We start from the raw sequence: 20,750 nt of genomic DNA, 5'->3' as shown, positions 1-20,750 counted from the left end.
AAGTCGTGAAGGGCGCTCAACGAGCGCCGCACTTCACATTACGGTCAGGCGCGCGCGGCAACTTTGCGTGAGGCACCAGCAATCTTTGCCGAACCTGTCAGCAAGCTTTCCCGATAGCGCGATGCCGACGTGCCGAACTTGGCACGGAAGGCACGGGCAAAGCTGCAGCAGTTGTCAAACCCGCTGGAAGAAGCCACTTCACCGATCATCATGTCGGTTTCGCGCAGCAGCAGGGCCGCGCGTTCCAGGCGCAGGCGCGCCGACAGCGATTGCGGGCTTTCCTCGTACAACGACTGGAAGGTCTTGGACAGATACCAGGAGGAGAAGTTGGTCAGTTCGGCCAGCTCGCCGATGCGCACCACACGGTGGCTGTTGCCCTCCAGGTACATGCGTGCGCGCTGCATGCGACCGAACACCTGGCGCTTGCGCAGGCGCGAACGGCCCGGGCAGCGCTGCACCACATCACCCAGATCGCTCTGCAACGATGCCAGGTGCAGCAGCACCGGACGCAGCGCCATTGCCGAGCCATCCGCACGCGCCGCTTCACGCCACAGGCGCAGGGCCACCCGCGTCTCGTTGCGGTTGACCACACCACGGCCGGCATACACGCCGCAATCGGCCAACTGGTTCAGCGCACGCAGCGCATCGCTGTCCAGGCTCAGGCCGACCACCAGGCCATCGCGGCCACTCTGGATCATCGGCCGGGATTCCTTCTCGAAGGCAATCCACTGGCAGGCATGCAGACGGAAGCGACCTTCCTTGGACTCGACCCAGGAACTGCCGCGCAACTGCATCCACACGGTCATGGTCTGGCCACTGGTCTGCACCGTGCCCAATCGCGATGCCCCCACGCAGACCGGCATCTGGCCGTCCTCGATGAGCTTGTCCAAGTTCAGGGTCTGGCCGCGATCGGCCCAGGAAATCTGTCGCATGAGATCACTACATTTGCAAAAACTTGGCGCTCGTTTTGCCAAGTTCGAGAGGTAGTGTCAGGAAAATCCTACGAAGCCGCTCCGATGTCTTTCCGAAATCCCGCACGAAGCATTTCCGAATGCAATTTAATCTATGGAATCAACAGCTTGGATGGAACTGAAAGCTGACCAGAAGCTGTATCGGGCAACAGCATCAGGCCGATATCGCCCCCTTCCAGAGGCGGAACCGCCATCACCACCGCGCCATCAGGGGCTGTGGAGAAGCCGCCATTGCTCGCGGCCACCAACGCATCCAGGCAACGCAGCACCGGCTGCCCATCAGCGCTGGCCGGCGCAAGCTGACGCAGCGCATTGCGGCAACCCGCGCTGACCTGGCTGTACCAGATGCGCCCGTCAGCGGCGACCTGCCAGCTGCGGTAACGCCAGCGGGTGGGCCATTGCGCATTGACCACCTCCAACCGGCCACTGGCCGCATCCCAGGCAAACAGGCCCGGCGTCGCGAAGCGGCTCACCAGCGCACGCTGGCCATGGCTGTCCCACTGCACCTGGCTGACGCCATCAACCCGGGCCAGCTCGCGCCAGGGCGTGGCACTGCGGTCAAACAGGCGCAAGCGCCCGTGGTCATTACCGCCGTCCAGCACCAGCAGCTGGTTCGCCTGGCCGGTATAGGCCGCCTGCAGGACATCGTCCGCCGGCACCGGCAGGTGCACCACCGCACCGCTGCTGCTGACCTCGTACACCGCGCCGCGCTGTGCCGTGTCCTTGCCGATCACCAGGGCACGCTCACCACTGGCCTCCCAGACCGCACGCTGGCGCACATCCGGCTGCAGGCCGAGCACCAGGCGCAATGGACCACGGCCATCGCCGCGCCCCAGCCACAGCGCCGGCACGCCGTTGCGGTCGGAAACCAGCAGCAACTGACTGCCATCAGCCGACAGTGCCGGCATCAATTCACGCCCGACACTGGGATACAGCGCCTGCGCCGGCTGCCCGGGCACGAAACGCTGCAAGCTGCTCTGCGCCCTCCATTGCATGAAGGACAGCACCGGTGCCTGGCGCGCGGCCGCCGGCAACTGGCCGCTGGACACGCCCAGGTCCTGCCACATACCCGGGGCCTGGATATCCAGGCGCTGCAGACGGGTCTGCATGCCAATGCGCCGGCCGGCCACCACATGGCGGCTGTCATGCAGCCAGGTCAGGCCGCGGATGGGCGCCAGCTCGGCGTCCAGGGCGGTGACCGGGCCACCACCGGCCGCCATCAGGTACAGGCGACCGAACTGCGGATTGCGCGCAAACACCAGCCAGCGGCCATCCGGCGAGATGCGTGGACTGGAATCCAGATCCCCGGGCTGGCGTGGATAGGCCAGTGCCTGCCAGCGTCGCTCGGCAATGTGGAACAGGCTGATCCCGGCACGCTCCCCGGTATCGGCAAAGCTGCCCAGGACCAGGGCCCGGCCATCGGCGCTGAAGTCGAAGCTGAGCAGTTCGGCCTGGCTGCAATCGAGCAGCGGCTCGGGGGCACGGGTGCCATCGGCCGGCACCAGCATCAAGCTGCAGCTGCCATCGGCCTTGAACCGGGCAAAGGCAATCTGGCTGCCATCCGGCGACCAGACCGGCAGGCGGTCACTGGCACCGGCCGGCACCTCGGCCAGCACCCGGGTGGGGCTGTTGGCAAAGCGCTGGCGCACGTGGATCTGCGATTGCCCACTGCCGATGGTGGCGGTATAGGCGACCCAGTCACCGGCCGGTGACAGCGCGGGATAGGTTTCGGTGGCCAGGCTGGAGGTCAGCAGGCGGTAAGCACGCGCCTCCGGATCCACTTGCGGTGACACCGGCGCTTGTGAGCGCTGCTGCCACAGCAGCCAGGACAGCAGGGCGATCACCAGCAGCAACACCACGGCAAGCCCGGCAAACAACCAGCGGCGCCAGCGACGCCAGCGCCGGCGCTTGTGCCCGTCGGGCGCTGTTGCCGGCGTGGAAAGCGGGGCCGCAGACGGCTCCGCCACAACCTCGCTGGCCAGCAGCACTTCCCCCTGCGCCGGCACCAGCAGGCGGTAACCGCTGCGGGCAATGGTCTCGATGTACGGCTCGCTGCCATCGGCAGCGGCGAAGGCCTTGCGCAGCTGGGTGATGGCCTGGGTCAGCACATCATCGGTAGGCGCCGAATCGGGCCAGACGCTGGCCAGCAGCGCCTCGCGACTGACCACCTGGCCGGCCTCGGCCACCAGCTGGCGCAGTACGGCCAGCGCCTTGGGCGTTACCCGGCGCAGCCGCGGCGAGGCCGGGCCGCTGATCTCGCGCGATGCGGTCTCCACCCGGCACTGGCCCACCAGCAAAACCGCCGGCAAGACCGGCGGCAGGGATGACGCATTCATTGACCGCCCCCGCCATCCGGGGTCCGGTGTGCGCAGGGCAGGCCCCTGATCAGGGCAGCGGCGCAAGCGCCAGAGGCAGCAAACAGCATCGGCATGTACAGCAAATGATTCACAACCGCGTGAGGATAGCCTAACGATTGTTAATCGCAGCCGACGTGCCTGCGGTCACAGCAGGCACCTCTCTCTCGCCGACGCATACTTCTTATACCGCTTCACCATTCGCGCCCTCATGGCGCGTTTTTTTTGGCATCCCTGCCCTTGCCCCGTCGGCCATACAGCTCAGGCGAGTTCCCCTGCACGGCGGATCAAGCCTGCCAGCTCGGCCGTTTCCCGTTGTGGCAACAGCCCCAGTTCCCGCTGCAGCACATCTTCAAGCTCACCGTAACTGGCCAGGGCCAGCTGTGCCTGCCCCATTGCGGTGTACAGCGTCATACGTTGCCGGTGCAGTGTTTCATCCCAGGGATCGACCTGGATCTGGCAACGCACGCATTCCAGTGCCAGCCGCCAGTTCCCGGCTTGCTGGGCGCTGTGGCGCAGACGCTCCAGTGCACGACGCCATTGCTGCTGGCACCACTGACGGGTACTGACCAACCAGAAGCAGAATTGATCGCCCACCTCCATGTCCCAGCCTTCCAGCAGTTCGCCGCATTCCAGCAGCCATTGCATCGAGGCGGTGGCATCGATACCTGCACATTCTCCCTGAGCCAGTTGGTCAATCCACTGCAGGTCACTGAGCGGGCAGGAACTGTCCAGATCCAGGCGCACCCACTCCCGTGTGGTCAGCAGCAGCCCGGGCCCGATCACCTGCGTCAGTTTGCGGCGCAGGTCACACAGCACCTGACGCAGGTTGGTCAACCCGGCTGCCTGGGCCAACCCGGGCCAGAGCAAGGCAGCCAGTTCGCTGCGCTGGTGGTTGCGGCCCGGCTCCAACAGCAGGTAGGCCAGCAGCGCCCAGCCCTTGCGATACATCAGCCGTACCTCCCCTTCGGAGCTGTTGCACAGCGAGGGCCCCAGCAACTGCAGCGGAGGCGGGTGTGATCCGGTCGGCAGCAAGCGACTGCCGGAATGCAACATGGCCCCACCTGTGTACTGCATATTCATGCCTGCGTTCCCGGATATGCCACCAGAGGGGCTTATCTACACAACCGGTATCGGCATCACATACCTATCACAACGCGCTTGCGTTGCCGCAGGACACGACCTGCCTGCAACACCACGCCCAGACAGCCGCACCACGCAGAAACCGCGCAGGTACCGTAGCGACAATGGTTTCAGCCACAACAAAGTCACGGTTTCCGCTGCAACCATGCAGCCGCAGCAAGGCCTTGCCGCGACTGCAACCACTGCGCCCAATCCCGATCACAGCGATGCTTGACAGTGGCAAAACGGCTGTGTTTCCCTCGAACCATGCTGCAACGCCACATGCCCCTGCCGACCATGCCCACAGCGCCGATCAAGGCCGCTGGCGTACTGGTACTTCTACTCATTACTCGACCAACAGGTGCGGGGCTCTCCGGCGTGTAAGCAGCAATGCCAGGATCAAGTCAAAAACCCCGCACCGTTCCCGGTGCGGGGTTTTTCATTTCCAGCCTTTCTTTCAGTTGAAACCATGACCAGCAAACACCCACAACCCAAACGCCAGCCCTGCTCGCCGCAAGCCAGCCGTGCAGCCTGTGGCACGTGTGTGTGCGCTTTCGATCCAGCCGTTGCGTGACCTGCGCCACGGCTGTTTTTTTGACTTCACCAAGGACCAACGCACCATGAGCAGCAACGACAAGCCCCAGATCAAGATCGCCGTTGTCGGTTACGGCAGCCAGGGCCGCGCCCACGCAATGAACCTGCGTGACTCCGGCTTTGATGTCACCGTTGGCCTGCGCCCGGGTGGCCCGACCGAATCCAAGGCCCAGGCCGATGGCTTCACCGTCAAGCCGGTGGCCGAAGCGGTGGCCGACGCCGACCTGGTCGCCGTGCTGACCCCGGACATGGTGCAGAAGAAGCTCTACAACGATGTGCTGGCCGGCAGCATGAAGCAGGGCGCCTGCCTGCTGTTCGCCCATGGCCTGAACGTGCATTTCGGCATGATCACCCCGCGCAAGGACCTGGACGTGGTGCTGGTCGCGCCCAAGGGCCCGGGCGCGCTGGTGCGTCGCGAGTATGAAATCGGCCGCGGCGTGCCGTGCATCTATGCCGTGCACCAGGACAAGAGCGGCAACGCCGAGCAGTTCGCCCTGACCTACGCCGGTGGCCTGGGCGGCGCCCGCGCCAACATCATCAAGACCACCTTCAAGGAAGAAACCGAAACCGACCTGTTCGGCGAGCAGGCCGTGCTGTGCGGTGGTGCTTCCAAGCTGGTCCAGGCCGGTTTTGAAACCCTGGTCGAAGCGGGTTACCAGCCGGAAATCGCCTATTACGAAGTGCTGCACGAGCTGAAGCTGATCGTGGACCTTTTCTACGAAGGTGGCGTCACCCGCATGCTGGAATTCATCTCCGAAACCGCCCAGTACGGCGACTTCGTCTCCGGCCCGCGCGTGATTGATGCCTCGGTCAAGGCACGCATGAAGGATGTGCTGACCGACATCCAGAACGGCACCTTCACCAAGAACTGGGAAGCCGAGTACGACGCCGGCCTGCCCAACTACAAAAAGTTCCAGCAGGCCGACAAGGACCACCCGATCGAGAAGGTCGGCCAGCAGCTGCGCGCCAAGATGGTCTGGCTGCAAGCAGAAAACGCGTAATCGCACGCGGCCCCCACCCGCTACAGGCAAAGGTCACACATGAACATCCAAGCACCAAGCACGCCGCGCAATGGCGCCCGCTGGTTGACCCAGGCACTGGAAGCCGAAGGCGTGGATACGCTGTTCGGTTACCCGGGCGGCACGATCATGCCCTTCTATGACGCCCTGGTGGATTCATCGCTCAAGCACATCCTGGTACGTCACGAGCAAGGCGCTGCCCTGGCAGCCAATGGTTATGCGCGTGCCAGTGGGCGAGTGGGTGTGTGTGTGGCCACCTCCGGGCCGGGGGCCTCCAACCTGGTCACCGGCATTGCCGATGCGATGCTCGATTCGGTGCCGATGGTGTGCATCACCGGCCAGGTGCCCACCACCCTGCTGGGCACCGATGCCTTCCAGGAGCTGGACGTGTTCGGCATGACCCTGCCCATCGTCAAGCATTCCTGGCTGGTGCGCAGTGTCGATGAGCTGCCGGCCGTGGTCGCGGCGGCCTTCCGCATTGCGCGCGAAGGCCGTCCGGGCCCGGTGCTGATCGACATGCCCAAGAACGTGCAGCTGGCCGATGCCAGCCACCTGCCCGCGCATGTGCCGGCGGCGGTGCCGGCCATCCCGGCGCCGCAGGCCAGCGACATCGAGCGGGCCCTGGCCGCCATTGCCACGGCCGAGAAGCCGGTGATCTACGGCGGTGGCGGCATTGCCCTGGCCGGCGCGGTGGATGGCTTCCGCCAGCTGGTGGCCGACACCGGCATCCCCACCGTGCTGACCCTGCGCGGGCTGGGCTCGCTGCCGGCCAATGACCCCCACTACCTGGGCATGCTCGGCATGCACGGCACCCGCGCGGCCAACATGGCGGTGCAGGAGTCGGACCTGCTGATCGTGGTCGGTGCCCGCTTCGATGACCGCGCCACCGGCAAGCTGACCGAGTTCGCCCCGTTTGCCCGCGTCATCCACATCGACGCCGATGCCTACGAGATTTCCAAGCTGCGCAGCGCCGACATCGCGGTGCCCGGCAACGTGGCCGATGCCATCGCCGCCCTGGGCGCCGCGCGCAGTGACTGCGCGCCCTGGCGGGCACGCTGCATCGGCAACCGCGAGCGCTTCCCGGCCCGCTACGACGCCCCGGGCAACAGCATCTATGCGCCGTCCCTGCTCAAGCGCCTGAGCGAACTGGCCCCGGCCGATGCGGTGATTGCCTGCGACGTGGGCCAGCACCAGATGTGGGTGGCCCAGCACTGCCGCTTCAACCACCCGTCCAACCACCTGACCTCCGGTGCCCTGGGCACCATGGGCTTCGGCCTGCCGGCGGCGATGGGCGCGCAGTTCGCCTGCCCGGACCGCACCGTGATCCTGGTCAACGGCGATGGCGGCTTCATGATGAACGTGCAGGAGCTGGCCACCATCGCCCGCTGCCGCCTGCCGGTGAAGATCATCCTGCTCGACAACGCCTGCCTGGGGATGGTGCGCCAGTGGCAGGAGCTGTTCCATGCCGAGCGCTACAGCGAGATCGACCTGTCCGACAACCCGGACTTTGCCGCCCTGGCCCAGGTGTTCGGCATCCGTGCCAGCCGCATCGATGACCGTGGCCAGGTCGAACAGGCCCTGGCCGAGCTGCTGGCCAGCGATGGCCCGGCCCTGCTGCACGTGGCCATCGACGCCCGCGCCAATGTCTGGCCGTTGGTCCCGCCCAACAACGCCAACTCCAACATGCTCGATTCCAACCCGGCCCACCGTGCCCAGGAGACCCCCAATGCAATTCCGGCTTGACCTGCAGATCAGCGCCGCCGAAGGCGCGCTGGTGCGTGTGCTGGGCATGATCGAACGCCGCGGCTTCACCGCCAGCAGCGTCCAGGCCCAGCGCCAGGCCGATGGCAGCTGGCAGCTGCAGATGGAGGTGAGCGGGCAGCGCCCGGGCCACACCCTGGCCCTGCAGCTGGGCAAGATCTACGACTGCCTGGCCGTCAACGTCAGCCCGCTGGCTGCAGAGTGCGCCGCATGAATACCGTCCACGCCCCTGCTGCCACCGGCCAGCGCCGGGCCCGGCGCCGGGGGTGTCTTCTTCGCCGCTGTGCGCAGAACCGGCCGCGTCATGCGTGAGCAGACCGCCCCGCTGGAGCCGGAGGTAGGCCAGGCACACATCAGCGTGGCCGATGTACTGGCAGCAAAGGCACGCCTGCGCCGTTACCTGCCCGATACCCCGCTGCACCATGCCGAGCGTTTCGGCGTGTGGCTGAAGCTGGAAAACCTGCAGCGCACCGGCTCCTACAAGGTACGTGGCGCGCTCAATGCGCTGCTGGCCGGGCTGGAGCGTGGTGATGACCGCCCGGTGGTCTGTGCCTCGGCCGGCAACCATGCCCAGGGTCTGGCCTGGGCGGCCTGGCGCCTGGGCGTGACCGCCATCGCGGTGATGCCCACCGCAGCCCCGGCCACCAAGGTTGCCGGGGTCAAGCACTGGGGCGGCACCGTACGCCTGCACGGCAACAGCTACGACGAGGCCTATGCCTTCGCCCTGACCCTGGCCCAGGAAAACGGTTACCGCTTCCTGTCCGCCTTCGATGATGTGGATGTCATCGCCGGCCAGGGCACCCTGGGCCTGGAACTGGCCCCGCATGCACCGGACGTGGTGATCGTGCCGATCGGCGGTGGCGGCCTGGCTTCCGGCGTTGCCCTGGCGCTGAAGTCGCAGGGCGTGCGCATTGTCGGCGCCCAGGTCGAAGGCGTGGACTCGATGGCCCGGGCCATTGCCGGCGACAACCGTGCCATCGACCCGGTGCCGACCCTGGCCGACGGGGTCAAGGTCAAGATTCCCGGCTTCATCACCCGCCGCCTGTGCGCGGCCCTGCTCGATGACGTGGTCATCGTGCGCGAGGCCGAGCTGCGCGAGACCCTGGTGCGCCTGGCCCTGGAAGAACACCTGATCGCCGAAGGCGCCGGTGCCCTGGCCCTGGCCGCCGGCCGTCGCGTCGCCGGCAAGCGCAAATGCGCGGTCGTATCCGGCGGCAACATCGATGCCAGCGTGCTGGCCGGCCTGCTCTCCGAAATCCGCCCGCGGCCGCCGCGCAAACCGCGCCGACGCACCCCGGACCGACTACGCAGCGGCCAAACCGGCCGCGCCATCGCCCCCAATTTTCCGCATACTTCCCTTATTGCCACCGCCGTCGAGGAGACACCCAGGTGACCACCGACCGAATTCGAATTTTTGACACCACCCTGCGCGACGGCGAGCAATCCCCCGGCTGCAGCATGAGCCCGCAACAGAAGCTGGTGATGGCACGCGCCCTGACCGAACTGGGCGTGGACATCATCGAGACCGGCTTTGCCGCCAGCTCCCAATCCGACCGTGAGGCCCTGAGCCTGATCGGCGCCGAACTGAAGACCCCCGTGCTGGCCACCCTGTCGCGCTGCCTGCCCGGCGACATCCAGACCTCGGTCAAGGCCCTGGAAGCGGCTGCCCGCCCGCGCCTGCACGTGTTCCTGTCCACCAGCCCGCTGCACCGTGAGCACAAGCTGCGCATGAGCAAGGAGCAGATCCTGGAATCGGTGCACAAGCATGTCAGCCTGGCCCGCGGCTACATCGATGACATCGAGTTCTCGGCCGAGGACGCCACCCGTACCGAGCTGGACTTCCTGACCGAAGTGACCCAGGTGGCCATCGCCGCCGGTGCCACCACGATCAACCTGCCCGATACCGTGGGCTTTACCACCCCGGAAGAAATCCGCCACATGTTCAGCCACGTCATCGCCAATGCGGCCGGCGCGGACAAGGTGATCTTCTCGGCCCACTGCCACAACGACCTGGGCCTGGCCGTGGCCAACTCGTTGGCCGCCATCGAAGGCGGTGCACGCCAGGTGGAAGGCTCGATCAACGGTATCGGCGAGCGCGCCGGCAACTGCGCCATCGAAGAAATCGTGATGGCGCTGAAGGTGCGCAACGCCTTCTACGACCTGGACACCGGTATCGACACCCGCCGCATCGTGGCCACCTCGCAGCTGCTGCAGCGCCTGGTCGGCATGCCGGTCCAGCGCAACAAGGCCATTGTCGGTGCCAATGCGTTTGCCCATGAGTCGGGCATCCACCAGCACGGCATGCTGCGCAACCGCAACACCTACGAAATCATGCGCCCGGAAGATGTGGGCTGGGAGTCCTCGCAGATGGTGCTGGGCCGCCACAGCGGCCGCGCCGCGGTCGATGCCCGCCTGCGTGCACTGGGTTACTGGCTGGAGGAGGAAGAACTGGCCCTGGTGTTCGAGCAGTTCAAGACCCTGTGCGAGGAGCAGCGCGTGGTCACTGACATCGACCTGCAGTCGATGATGCAGGGGGGTACCGCCCACAACGGCTACCGTCTGTCCTCGATGACCATCTCCGATGTCGGTCAGAAGGCCAATGCGCTGATCGAACTGTCCGACCCGGAAGGCCACCGCGTCAGCGAGACCGCCACCGGCGACGGCCCGGTCGACGCCCTGTTCTCGGCCCTGGCCGCCGCCACCGGCGTGGTGCTGCAGCTGGACAGCTACCACGTGCACAGCGTGGGCATCGGCGCCGATGCGCGGGGCGAGGCCAACCTGAGCGTGCGCCATGAAGGCCAGGCCTATGAGGGCACTGGCACCAGCCGTGACGTGATCGAAGCCAGCGCCTTGGCCTGGCTGGACGTGGCCAACCGCCTGCTGCGCCAGCAGCAGGCCGACAAACAGGCCGCCACCGCCAGCGCCTGATCGTCCATGCGCTGACTCCATCCACAGGCCGGGCAATGCCCGGCCTGTGTGTTTGTGGTCGATGTGCTCGCTGGCGGCAGATTCCCCACTTGCTGTTGGCCACACTTGTGGCCGACTGCACAGCAGCGCTGTTGCCCATGGAAGAGGCATCGGTCAATCTCTGCGCTTGTCTGATCGGAGTGCCCGAGAACATGAGCAGTATCAACAAACAGCAGGCCGCAGCCATCGTGGATGCCTTGCTGGCTCCGCGCACGGCGGAAATGGACGCTGCCCGGACCAAGCGCGAGCAACAACGCGAACAAGCCCGGGCACTGCACCAGAAAAAGCGCGGCTTGGCGATTTTGTCAGTGATCAGCGGCACCATCGGCATCGCCGTTGCCCATTACACCGGCCAGGGCCTGGCGCAGGGCTACATCTGCGGCGCACTGCTTGGCATGGGCATCGGCAGCCTGGCTTGCGGCATGTGGCGCAGGCCCGCGCGCAACTGACCTGCCCTGCGAAGGCCCGGCCCAGCCAACGGCGCGGGCATCACGCCTGGCTCAATCAAGCAGCTGCCGCTGTGGGCACGCATCGCCAACAATGACGTCAAGCATTACGCTTTGATCCTGTGCACCTGTGCACCTGTGCCCCTGCGACCACGCCCGATGCCCTCCCTGCGCAAGCTGCCGCTTTACCTGCTGATGGCCCTGCTGCTGGCCGGGCTGTTGCTTGCCATGGAGCTGTACACCGGCAGCAGCCGTATGGCCCTGGGCAAGGAGCTGGAGAGCTCGGTCGGTGCCGGCGGCAGCCTGCTGCTGCCCTGGCTGTACAAGCTCAGCCCCGACCTGGCCCAGTGTGTCGGCGCCATGTTCCACGCCCGCCAGCAGTGGGGATGGTCGTGGCCGGCCGCCGTGCTGTACGGCTTCCCCGGCATCGTGCTGGCCATCCCGATACTGCTGGGCGGGCTGGGCATGCTGGTCTGGGCACAGATCGACAAGCGCCTGCGCGCACGCCGCGTAGACGCGCCGGCCACAGCCGATGACCGCGCGGCGGACAACAACGGGCAACGCCGGCAGGACTGAGCTGCCGGCATCGATGCCTTGCCCGCGGCTCAGGGCTTGATCGCTATCTTCAGCACGCCATCGCGCTGGTTGGCGAACAGGTCATAGGCCTCGACGATGTCATCGAGCTTGCGCTGGTGAGTGACCAGGGCGCCCAGGTCCAGGCGGTTGGCCTGGATCACGTTCATCAGCCGGCGCATGCGCTCCTTGCCCCCCGGGCACAGCGCGGTGCGGATGGTGTGGTCGCCCAGGCCGGCAGCAAAGGCGGACATCGGGATTTTCAGGTCCTCCGAATACACGCCCAGGCTGGACAGGGTGCCGCCGGGCTTGAGCACCTTGATTCCCTGCTCGAAGGTCAGCTGGGTGCCCAGCGCCTCGATCGCGCTGTCCGCACCGCGCCCGCCGGTGAGTCGGTGCACCTCGCTCACCACATCGACATTGCGGAAGTTCAGGGTCACATCGGCGCCCATCCTGCCCGCCATGGCCAGGCGCTCGTCATTGCCATCCACGGCAATGATGGTGGTGGCGCCGAGCAGGCGCGCACCGGCGGTGGCGCACAGGCCGATCGGGCCCTGGGCAAACACCACCACGGTGTCGCCGATGCGGATATTGGCGTTTTCCGCACCCTTGAAGCCGGTGGACATGATGTCCGGGCACATCAGCACCTGCTCGTCGGTCAGCCCGTCCGGCACCGGGGCCAGGTTGGCCTGGGCATCGGGCACCAACAGGTATTCGGCCTGGGTACCGTCGATCAGGTTGCCGAAGCGCCAGCCGGCCGTGGCCTTGTAGCCATGGCAACGGCAGCGCTCGCCATCCAGGTAGCTACCGTCCTGGCTGGCCACCCCGTCCTGGGCGGCATAGCTGTTGAAGTTCGGGCAGATGGCACCGGCAATCACCCGCTGGCCTTCCTGGTAGCCACGCACCGCACTGCCCAGTTTCTCGATCACCCCCACCGGCTCGTGGCCGATGGTCAGGCCCTTGGCCACCGGGTACTCGCCCTTGAGGATATGCACGTCGGTGCCGCAGATGGTGGTGGTGGTGATACGGATCAGCGCATCGTTGGGGCCGACATCCGGGATCGGCTTGTCCACGATCTCGATCCGGCCCTTCTCGACAAACACGGCAGCTTTCATCATGGTCATGGCTAGGCTCCAACAGCAGTGGGTGACCCGGCCATTGTCGGCACAACCAAAGTTATGACCTTGATACGGATCAAATTCCGCCAGCCAGTGCGGGCCGCTTGCCGTGCCGTCCTGGTTGACGTACACAGGCAGCACACCTGACTGCCGATCGCCTGCCTGCGCTGCATCCAATCCGTTGCCAGTGGCCGCAGACAGACCAGCCCCGACCACCGCAGTTCCACACCGAGGTGCCGATGAAACCCGTCCTGCTGTTGACCGCCCTGTTGCTGCCTGCAGGCAACACCGCTGCACGCGAGCGCCCCATCACCTCGTGCACCAAAGCGCCACTGCTGGCGGTATTCCAGCAGGAGCGGCCGGACCACATCCTGGCCGATGACGCCGATGACAAGCCGCAGGCACTGGCCCGGCTGCCGCGTTTTGACCGCAACATCTGGCTGCGCTCGGGCAGCGAGCTGGTCTGCGTGGTGGTCGCCCTGGACAGCAGCGGCATGCCCCAGGAGCTGGCCGTCAGTTATCCGGCCGGCTATGCGCTCAGCGCCGAACAGGAGCAGCAGATCCTGTCGGTGCAGTGGTCCCCGGCCCGGGTGGATGGCCAGCCCCGGCCCGCGCTGCTGAACATGGATTTCCGCATCCGCTGAGCCGGCGGTATCGCCTTGTCTGCGCCACAAAAAAGCCCGCCTTGCAGCGGGCTTTCTCATGCACAGCGTTGGCGCGCTTACAGCACCATCGCCGCGATCCAGCCGAAGGCCAGCAACGGCAGGTTGTAATGCAGGAAAGTGGGCACCACCGAGTCCCAGATGTGGTGGTGCTGGCCATCCACGTTCAGGCCCGAGGTCGGCCCCAGGGTGGAATCGGAGGCCGGCGAGCCGGCATCGCCCAGCGCACCGGCGGTGCCGACGATGCACACCGTGGCCATCGGGCTGAAGCCCAGGGCCAGGCACAGCGGCACGAAGATGGCGGCAATGATCGGCACGGTGGAGAACGAGGAGCCGATGCCCATGGTCACCAGCAGGCCGACCACCAGCATCATCAGCGCACCCAGGCCGCGGCTTTCGCCGATCAGGCTGACCGAGCTGTCCACCAGGCTGGTCACCTGGCCGGTGGCGGTCATCACCTCGGCAAAGCCCTGGGCGGAAATCATGATGAAGCCGATCATGGCCATCATCTTCATGCCCTCGGTGAACAGGTCATCGGCCTCGCGCCAGCGCACCACCCCGCTCACGGTGAACACCACAAAGCCCAGCAGCGCGCCGACGATCATCGAATCCAGCCACAGCTGCACGGCAAAGGCCACCGCCACCGCCAGCCCGGCCACGGCCAGGGTGCGCGGGTTGTACTGCACCTGGTTGCGCTCGGTCTGGCTGATTTTGGCCAGGTTGTAGACCCGCTTCTTGCGGTAGCTGAAAAGCACCGCCACCAGCAGGCCGAACACCATGCCCAGGGCTGGAATCAGCATGGCCTGGGTGACATTGACCCCACTCACATCCACCCCGGCCTTGGTCACATTGGCCAGCAGGATGTTGTTGAGGAAGATGTTGCCAAAGCCCACCGGCAGGAACATGTACGGGGTAATCAGGCCGAAGGTGATCACACAGGCAATCAGGCGACGGTCGATCTGCAGCTTGCTCAGCACGTACAGCAGCGGCGGCACCAGCAGCGGAATGAAGGCGATATGGATGGGCAGCACGTTCTGCGAGGCCACCGACACCGCCAGCAGCAGGGCGATCAGCAACCATTTGACCGAGGCAGTGGCTTTTTCGCTGTGCTGGCGACCGACCATGGCCAGAATGCGGTCGGCCAGGGCATGGGCCAGGCCTGACTTGCCGATGGCCACCGCGAACGCGCCCAGCAGCGCATAGGACAGGGCCACCGTGGCCCCGGCGCCCAGGCCCTTGTTGAAGGCGGCCAGGGTGGCCTCCATGCCCAGCCCGCCGAGCAGGCCGCCGGCCAGCGCGCCGATGATCAGCGCCACCACCACATGGATCCGGCACAGGCTCATCACCAGCATGATGCCCACCGCCGCAAGAACTGCGTTCATTGAAGACTCCGCCACCAAAAAAGGCCGCGACGCGGCCTGCAGGCGCCCACCATGCCGCAGCGCAGCAAGGCTGTCAAAAACACCGGGCAACCTGTGGCCCGGCCGCCGGGCAGGCGCGGCACCACATGCCCGGCGCGGCAAAAAAACCGGCCTGCCGCTGGCAATCATCCAGCCGCATCACCCCACGCCGCAGTGCGCGCCGGGTGGGTTCACAATTCCAGAGTGGTCTGCGCCAGCAAGCGGTACGGTTCTTCCGGGGCGGCCTGGCCGGAGCGTGCCACGCGGCGCTCGTGCAACTCGATGCTGACCCGGGTAATGCCCGCCGGCAGCGTCAGCCGATAATCGCGCTGGTAGTTGTAGCCGCGAACCAGCGCCCCCTCCTTGCCGGCGACGGCCGCCAGCTGCAGGTAATGCTGGACGATCAGGTGGTCACCCTCGCGCCGCTGTTGCTGCTGGCTCGCCCCGATCCGCCGGGCCGACAACCCTGCCGAGGAAAAGTTGCCCTGCACCCGGTACTGCAGCTGCCCGGCTGCCGTGTCCGTGATCTGCACCGCCGGCGCCAGCCGCTGCGTCACTTCCACAAACCCCTGCGGCCTTGCGCCGGGGCCGTTGTTGCCCTGGCCTTGTTCACGCGGTGCCGGCTCGGCCAGCACCGGGCTGAGCACAAAGCGCTCCGATGTGCTGCAGCCGGCCAGGCCCAACAACAACAGCCAGCGCCATCGTCTGCCCATCCATTCCATATGTACTGCCATCTGCCGATCCTGGCCCATCCTGACAGCTATCCCGCCTGACGCCAGCCCTGCCATCAAACCGTCGCAGCCGGCAGTCAAGCCTGTACGGCAGCGGCCAGGGCCACCGCCGTTGGCACGTGCGCCAGGGTCAGCTGAAATCCAGGGTCTTTTCGAAGGACTTCAGTTCATGCCGGGCCAGGGCCAGGTTGGCCTTGGAACGGTCCAGCACCACGTACAGGAACAGCTCCGGGTTGGTCTCCAGCGGGCGCAGCAGGTGGTACTGGTTGCCCAGCGAGATCAGCACGTCTTCCAGCGCATCACGCACGCCCAGGTTGGCCATCACCTTGCGCTTGGCCCGGATCACCTCGGTATTGCCGGCCGCAGCCAGGCCCAGGTCGATATTGCCGCCACCGGCCGTGGCCATGGACATGCCACTGTCGCTGTCCACCAGCGCCGCGCCGACGAAACCGGCCAGATTGTTCAGGTCGGACAGATTCAATTTGCCATTCATTTGCGTATCCCCAGGTAGTCGCAACGTGTCCCCGCGCACATTTCGCGATGAACGTGCGCTGTATTCACATTGCCAAGACCGGGCCGTCTTCACATTCGAATTCGTCCTGAATTTTGTCGCGATCGTCCCAAACCATGATGCTCGACCCACTTTCCAGTGTGCTTTCGCTGCTCAACCCACGCAGCGCCCTGACCACCCGCCTGGAACTGGGCGGCGACTGGTGCCTGGCCTTCCCGGCCTACGAGGGCATCAAGTTCAATGTGATCCAGCAGGGCCAGTGCTGGCTGCAGGTGGAGGGCATAGACGAGCCGATGCAGCTGCAGGCCGGCGATGGCTATCTGCTCACCGATGGCCGCCCCTACAAGCTGTACAACCGCCCCCGGCTGATTCCCCGCGATGCCCGCGCCCTGCTCTCGGAGATCGACGAAGGCGTGGTGAGCTGCGGCGGCCACGAGGTGATCGTGCTGCGCGGCAAGTTCACCTTCGACCAGACCCACTCGCCCCTGCTGCTGGAAGCGCTGGACCCGGTGATCCGCCTGCCGGCCGCGCATGCCTCGGTGATCCAGTGGACGCTGCAGCAGCTGTGGCAGGAAGTGCGTCACCCCGGCCCCGGCACTGCCCTGACCGTGGACCACCTCTCCCACCTGATGCTGATCCATGGCCTGCGCGCCTTCCTCGAGCAGGGCGGCACCCCCTCGGCCAACTGGCTCAACGCCCTGGCCGACAGCCATATCGGCCCGGTACTCAACCAGATGCACGCCCACCCGGCCATGCCCTGGACCCTGGACCTGCTGGCCAGCCACGCCAGCATGTCGCGCACCCGCTTCACCGAGCACTTCAAGAAACTGGTCGGCGTGCCCCCGCTGACCTACCTGCTGCGCTGGCGCATCCGCCTCGGCATGCGCCTGCTGCGCCGCTCCACCTACAGCGTGGCCCGCATCGCCGAAGAACTCGGCTACGAATCGGACAGCGCCTTCAGCCAGGCCTTCCGCCGCGAAACCGGCCTCTCCCCCCTGCGCTACCGCAAAGCCCCCCGCGTCGAACTGCAGACCCAACCCGCCCCGCTGGCACCGGCCAGCAAGGCCGCCTGAGCCACAGCGCCCGGGACTGCAAGTCCTCAGTACCCGGAGGCTGCATTACCACCGTGCCCATCAGCACCCGCTGTGGGCTCTGCATCAATCAGAACGTAGCAGTGCTGCGCAGATACACATCCAGCGTGCGGGCATGAGCGTAATCACGCATGCGTTGACTGTGATGTTCGACAAATGCCGCTGGCGAAAACATGGCCTGCGCCCGCTCGGCATCACCTGCCGCCGTCAACCGTGACCGCACGAAAGCCTCGAACTGCGCCGCACAGCTGGCATGTGCTGCCGTTGCCACTTCCGTCGCCGTGGCCCGCTGCGCGGTCACCGCCTTGGCATAACGTTCGGCGTAATCGGCCTGGCACTGCAGCAGCGCCAGCGCCTGCGCATCCTCGCCATACAGAGGATCAGAAGAGGTTGCGGCCAGCGCACACGGCGCAGCCAACGCAACCACTGCACCCAGTACTACGTTACTCAACGTCATTGCCATCTCCTTGAATAGTTGAGCGTGTGAAGTTAACCCATGGCTATCTCCGCTGCACGACTGAGATCACAGAAGTGCACCCAGACTCGTGATTTCAGAAGCAAATCGCAACAGCCAATCAACCCAACGGATATGCACAATTGCCGTTGCCGTTGCCGTTGCCGTTGCCGTTGCCGTTGCCGTTGAGCTTTCGCTTTCCTGCCCGAGCCGTAAAGCGTGCCGAGCATCGCAGCGGATCAACGAAGAAGGTGTGGGATGTCTGAGCGCAGCGAGTTCCCACGCCGCGTTGAGCCGCGAGAAGCACAGGGCACCGATGCGGCCCCACCGCATCGGCACGCGTCCCGGCGAGAAGCGGTTTTGCTTCCTTTTGCCAAGACAAAAGGAAGCCACACGCGCAGCGTGTGGAAGCTGTTACCTGCTTCAAACCCGTAAGCCAACCTGACCCCGTTCGCCGCAGCGGATCAACGAAGAAGGCGTGGGATGTCTGAGCGCAGCGAGTTCCCACGCCGCGTTGAGCCGCGAGAAGCACAGGGCACCGCTGTGGCCACAGGCCGCAGCGGCACGCGTCCCGGCGAGAAGCCGTTTTGGTGACTTTTGCGGCATCAAAAGTCACCCGCACGCGCAGCGTGTGGAAGCTTTGCTTCAAGCACGGCACTCGCTACCTCAGAAAGGCCTCTCTGACCCGGGTTTTCCTGACCCGGGTTTTCCGAGTTTTTTGCGAGTTTTCTTGGATCGCTTATTTGGCAGTGTGACCTTTGCGGCTGCAAACGCTATTCAGCGTACCAATGTCTGCTCAACGTCAACCGCAAACCCAGCGGCAGATACTGTTAACCGGTATAAACGGTTGAGCCAAGCCGCCGCCAATCGCCCCGGATGCATACCGATATGCAGGGACCGTGACAAGTTTCACGCAAACAGCGCTGATTGCTTGACCCTGCCGGCAATTCCATCCAGCGTGGCAAGGCACCAGCCCACCCGCATAGCAGGTAAAAGGCGATGAGTGATCCCACACAAGCCGCATTGAAGCAGCAGATCGCAGCGCATCTGGATGGCCTGGCGCTGGACGAGGCACATCGCCCCCGCATTGAACAGGCACTGGAAAATGCCGTGCATGGCAATCCGTTGGTCAAACGCATCGATGACATCACCCAGGTCGGCCAGCAGATATTCGCGGTTTACCGCCCACACGGCGATCTGCCCCCGGTGTACCGGGCCAGTATCCATCTGGAGCAGGTTCTGACACAGCCGCAACCCGACCCGGCAGTACGGGATGGCTGGCTGACCGATCCAGACATCGTGCGCAACGAGGTGGCAGGTCTGGGCCGCGGCCGTCTTAATCAGGTGCATGCTGTGGTGCTGCATCGGACCGAATCGGCCACCGCCGACAGCGCCCTGCGCGCGTTTGCCAGCGGCCGCGACGGGGTGCAGTACGGCACCCATTTCCTGGTCGACAAGGACGGCACCATTTACCAGACCGCCAGCCTGGAACAGCGCACACTACATGTGGGAAAGATAAAGTCGCGCTGCGTCGAGGAGGCCAGCTGCTCACCCGAGGAGGCCGCGCTGGCCAGGCAGCGGGGCTGGAGCCCTACCGCGACCTACAACCATGAAAAAGCCAAGGATTATCCTCAGCGCTACCCGCTCAACGAGGACAGCATTGGCATCGAGGTGGTGGGCCGTCATCTGGGCGGCAAGTGGGAAGCGCCCACCGCAGCCCAGCAAGCCTCGATCAACCGGCTGATAAATACCCTGCAGCAACACTACGGGATAGGTGACCGCGATGTTTACGCCCACGATGTCATTTCCAACAAGACTGCTGGCGAAGGCGCTGGCCTGTACACCCCTGCTGCTGAGCCTGAGCCTGAGCGCCTGCAGCAGCCATCCAGCCCCAGCCGCTGATGGCAAAACCGCGCTGCAGGTGCTGAGTACCACGCCGGCACAGCTGATGGACCACCCCGAATCGGGCGGCAAGGGATTTCCTGATGCCTGCAAAGCCTGGCAGTTGAGCCGTGAGCAGGTGGCACAGTTCTTTGCGGCCGCCACCGAATACCCGGAATTGCCACACCGCAGCTTTGACCACCTGCCCTGCGAGATCACCGGCACGCTGATCGCTCACGGCGAGCGCTGGCACTACCGCATCAATGCCGCCGGCACGGCCAGCTGGACCGGTGATGGCCCTACGCGTTACTTCGGTTGCAGCGCCCCCGCCTGCGCGCCCCTGGCCCTGCTGATGCCCGACAACGGCGAGCCCTGAGCAGCTGCTGCAACCGTCTGTCCCGGCAGTACCGCTGGCCGTCGCCTCATGCGCGACTTTGCAGACCAATCAAGGGTCATTGCCGTTGCCGTTGCCGTTGCCGTTGCCGTTGCCGTTGCCGTTGCCGTTGCCGTTGCCGTCGAGCTTTCGCTCTCCTGCCCGAGCCGTAAAGCGTGCCGAGTATCGCAGCGGATCAACGATAAAGGCGTGGGATGTTTGAGCGCAGCGAGTTCCCACGCCGCGTTGAGCCGCGAGAAGCACAGGGCACCGATGTGGCCGAAGGCCGCAGCGGCACGCGTCCCGGCGAGAAGCCGTTTTGGTGACTTTTGCGGCATCAAAAGTCACCCGCACGCGCAGCGTGTGGAAGCTTTGCTTCAAGCACGGCACTCGCTACCTCAGAAAGGCCTCTCTGACCCGGGTTTCCCTCGCCGCCTCGAAAAGGCGACTCTGACCCGGGTTTTGGAACAGCAATATCAACAGGTCAGGACTGTCCCCTGACTACCCTGTCCACGAAAACGGGCCACTTCACTCTGACCCGGGTTTCGGTGACTTTTGCGGCCTCAAAAGTCACCCGCACGCGCAGCGGGCGGAAGCTTTGCTTCAAGCACGGTAGTCGCCACCTCAGAAAGGCCACTCTGACCCGGGTTTCCTGTGGAAGCTTTTACCTGCTTCAGACAGACAAGCCAACCTGACCCTGAGGTTTCCCGCGTTTCTGCCCT

General features: G+C 65.5%; 20 protein-coding genes. 11 read left to right on the top strand and 9 right to left on the bottom strand.

Annotation, left to right across the window (positions count from 1 at the left end):
- Positions 1-44: 44 nt before the first annotated feature.
- The 3 genes from ABB30_RS03375 to ABB30_RS03365 all read right to left on the bottom strand — a co-directional run bounded on the left by ABB30_RS03375 (position 45) and on the right by ABB30_RS03365 (position 4,381).
- Complete coding sequence (locus ABB30_RS03375; protein WP_057636905.1) at positions 45-932, bottom strand: helix-turn-helix domain-containing protein; 888 nt, start codon at positions 930-932, stop codon at positions 45-47.
- A 131-nt stretch (positions 933-1,063) separates the two neighbouring features.
- Positions 1,064-3,307, bottom strand: a complete 2,244-nt coding sequence (locus ABB30_RS03370; RefSeq protein ID WP_083489658.1) for a winged helix-turn-helix domain-containing protein — start codon at positions 3,305-3,307, stop codon at positions 1,064-1,066.
- A 279-nt stretch (positions 3,308-3,586) separates the two neighbouring features.
- Complete coding sequence (locus ABB30_RS03365) at positions 3,587-4,381, bottom strand: AfsR/SARP family transcriptional regulator (protein WP_057636903.1); 795 nt, start codon at positions 4,379-4,381, stop codon at positions 3,587-3,589.
- Between the two features lie 641 nt (positions 4,382-5,022).
- Between ABB30_RS03365 and ilvC the strand changes: the two genes are divergently transcribed.
- The 7 genes from ilvC (at position 5,023) to ABB30_RS03330 (ending at position 11,810) form a co-directional block, all read left to right on the top strand.
- Positions 5,023-6,042 (top strand): ketol-acid reductoisomerase, encoded by a 1,020-nt coding sequence (gene ilvC / locus ABB30_RS03360; RefSeq protein WP_275452393.1) that lies wholly within the window; start codon positions 5,023-5,025, stop codon positions 6,040-6,042.
- Positions 6,043-6,081: 39 nt separating this feature from the next.
- Entirely contained in the window at positions 6,082-7,803 is a 1,722-nt protein-coding gene (ilvG, locus tag ABB30_RS03355) for an acetolactate synthase 2 catalytic subunit (RefSeq protein WP_057636902.1), read from the top strand.
- Entirely contained in the window at positions 7,787-8,035 is a 249-nt protein-coding gene (locus tag ABB30_RS03350; RefSeq protein ID WP_057636901.1) for an ACT domain-containing protein, read from the top strand. Before ilvG ends, ABB30_RS03350 begins: the two co-directional genes overlap by 17 nt.
- Before the next feature lie 90 nt (positions 8,036-8,125).
- On the top strand, positions 8,126-9,214 hold the full coding sequence (locus ABB30_RS03345; protein ID WP_057636900.1) for a threonine dehydratase: 1,089 nt from the start codon (positions 8,126-8,128) through the stop codon (positions 9,212-9,214).
- On the top strand, positions 9,211-10,749 hold the full coding sequence (locus ABB30_RS03340) for a 2-isopropylmalate synthase (protein WP_057636899.1): 1,539 nt from the start codon (positions 9,211-9,213) through the stop codon (positions 10,747-10,749). Before ABB30_RS03345 ends, ABB30_RS03340 begins: the two co-directional genes overlap by 4 nt.
- 137 nt (positions 10,750-10,886) lie before the next feature.
- Entirely contained in the window at positions 10,887-11,237 is a 351-nt protein-coding gene (locus tag ABB30_RS03335; RefSeq protein WP_152980536.1) for a hypothetical protein, read from the top strand.
- Positions 11,238-11,393: 156 nt separating this feature from the next.
- Positions 11,394-11,810: a hypothetical protein gene (locus tag ABB30_RS03330; RefSeq protein WP_057636897.1), complete on the top strand. Its 417-nt coding sequence runs from the start codon at positions 11,394-11,396 to the stop codon at positions 11,808-11,810.
- 29 nt (positions 11,811-11,839) lie between these two features.
- Here ABB30_RS03330 and ABB30_RS03325 read toward each other — a convergent pair whose 3' ends face one another.
- A complete protein-coding gene (locus ABB30_RS03325; RefSeq protein ID WP_057636896.1) occupies positions 11,840-12,931 on the bottom strand; it encodes an NAD(P)-dependent alcohol dehydrogenase in 1,092 nt (363 codons plus the stop codon).
- Positions 12,932-13,164: 233 nt separating this feature from the next.
- Here ABB30_RS03325 and ABB30_RS03320 point away from each other — a divergent pair, with 233 nt between their 5' ends.
- Entirely contained in the window at positions 13,165-13,569 is a 405-nt protein-coding gene (locus ABB30_RS03320; protein ID WP_152980535.1) for a hypothetical protein, read from the top strand.
- Positions 13,570-13,646: 77 nt separating this feature from the next.
- Here ABB30_RS03320 and ABB30_RS03315 read toward each other — a convergent pair whose 3' ends face one another.
- The 3 genes from ABB30_RS03315 to ABB30_RS03305 form a co-directional block, all read right to left on the bottom strand.
- Positions 13,647-14,969: a Na+/H+ antiporter family protein gene (locus ABB30_RS03315; protein WP_057636894.1), complete on the bottom strand. Its 1,323-nt coding sequence runs from the start codon at positions 14,967-14,969 to the stop codon at positions 13,647-13,649.
- Positions 14,970-15,178: 209 nt separating this feature from the next.
- On the bottom strand, positions 15,179-15,721 hold the full coding sequence (locus ABB30_RS03310) for a hypothetical protein (RefSeq protein WP_152980534.1): 543 nt from the start codon (positions 15,719-15,721) through the stop codon (positions 15,179-15,181).
- A gap of 127 nt (positions 15,722-15,848) precedes the next feature.
- Entirely contained in the window at positions 15,849-16,211 is a 363-nt protein-coding gene (locus ABB30_RS03305; protein WP_057636892.1) for a hypothetical protein, read from the bottom strand.
- Positions 16,212-16,348: 137 nt separating this feature from the next.
- Between ABB30_RS03305 and ABB30_RS03300 the strand changes: the two genes are divergently transcribed.
- Positions 16,349-17,302 carry an AraC family transcriptional regulator gene (locus ABB30_RS03300; protein ID WP_161808820.1) on the top strand — a complete coding sequence of 318 codons (954 nt, stop codon included), beginning with the start codon at positions 16,349-16,351 and terminating at the stop codon, positions 17,300-17,302.
- An 88-nt stretch (positions 17,303-17,390) separates the two neighbouring features.
- Here the strand turns inward: ABB30_RS03300 and ABB30_RS03295 are convergent, their stop codons facing one another.
- Positions 17,391-17,783 (bottom strand): hypothetical protein, encoded by a 393-nt coding sequence (locus ABB30_RS03295; RefSeq protein ID WP_152980533.1) that lies wholly within the window; start codon positions 17,781-17,783, stop codon positions 17,391-17,393.
- A 990-nt stretch (positions 17,784-18,773) separates the two neighbouring features.
- Here ABB30_RS03295 and ABB30_RS03290 point away from each other — a divergent pair.
- Positions 18,774-19,676 (top strand): peptidoglycan recognition protein family protein, encoded by a 903-nt coding sequence (locus tag ABB30_RS03290; RefSeq protein WP_083489656.1) that lies wholly within the window; start codon positions 18,774-18,776, stop codon positions 19,674-19,676.
- 46 nt (positions 19,677-19,722) lie between these two features.
- Positions 19,723-20,031: a hypothetical protein gene (locus ABB30_RS03285; RefSeq protein WP_152980532.1), complete on the top strand. Its 309-nt coding sequence runs from the start codon at positions 19,723-19,725 to the stop codon at positions 20,029-20,031.
- Positions 20,032-20,100: 69 nt separating this feature from the next.
- Here the strand turns inward: ABB30_RS03285 and ABB30_RS16095 are convergent, their stop codons facing one another.
- Complete coding sequence (locus ABB30_RS16095; RefSeq protein ID WP_152980531.1) at positions 20,101-20,409, bottom strand: hypothetical protein; 309 nt, start codon at positions 20,407-20,409, stop codon at positions 20,101-20,103.
- Positions 20,410-20,750 lie beyond the last annotated feature (341 nt).

Source organism: Stenotrophomonas ginsengisoli (genome assembly GCF_001431485.1).
Lineage (GTDB): Bacteria > Pseudomonadota > Gammaproteobacteria > Xanthomonadales > Xanthomonadaceae > Stenotrophomonas > Stenotrophomonas ginsengisoli.
The sequence above is the reverse complement of the archived record's forward strand: the minus strand, read 5'-3'. Positions and strand labels throughout refer to the sequence as shown.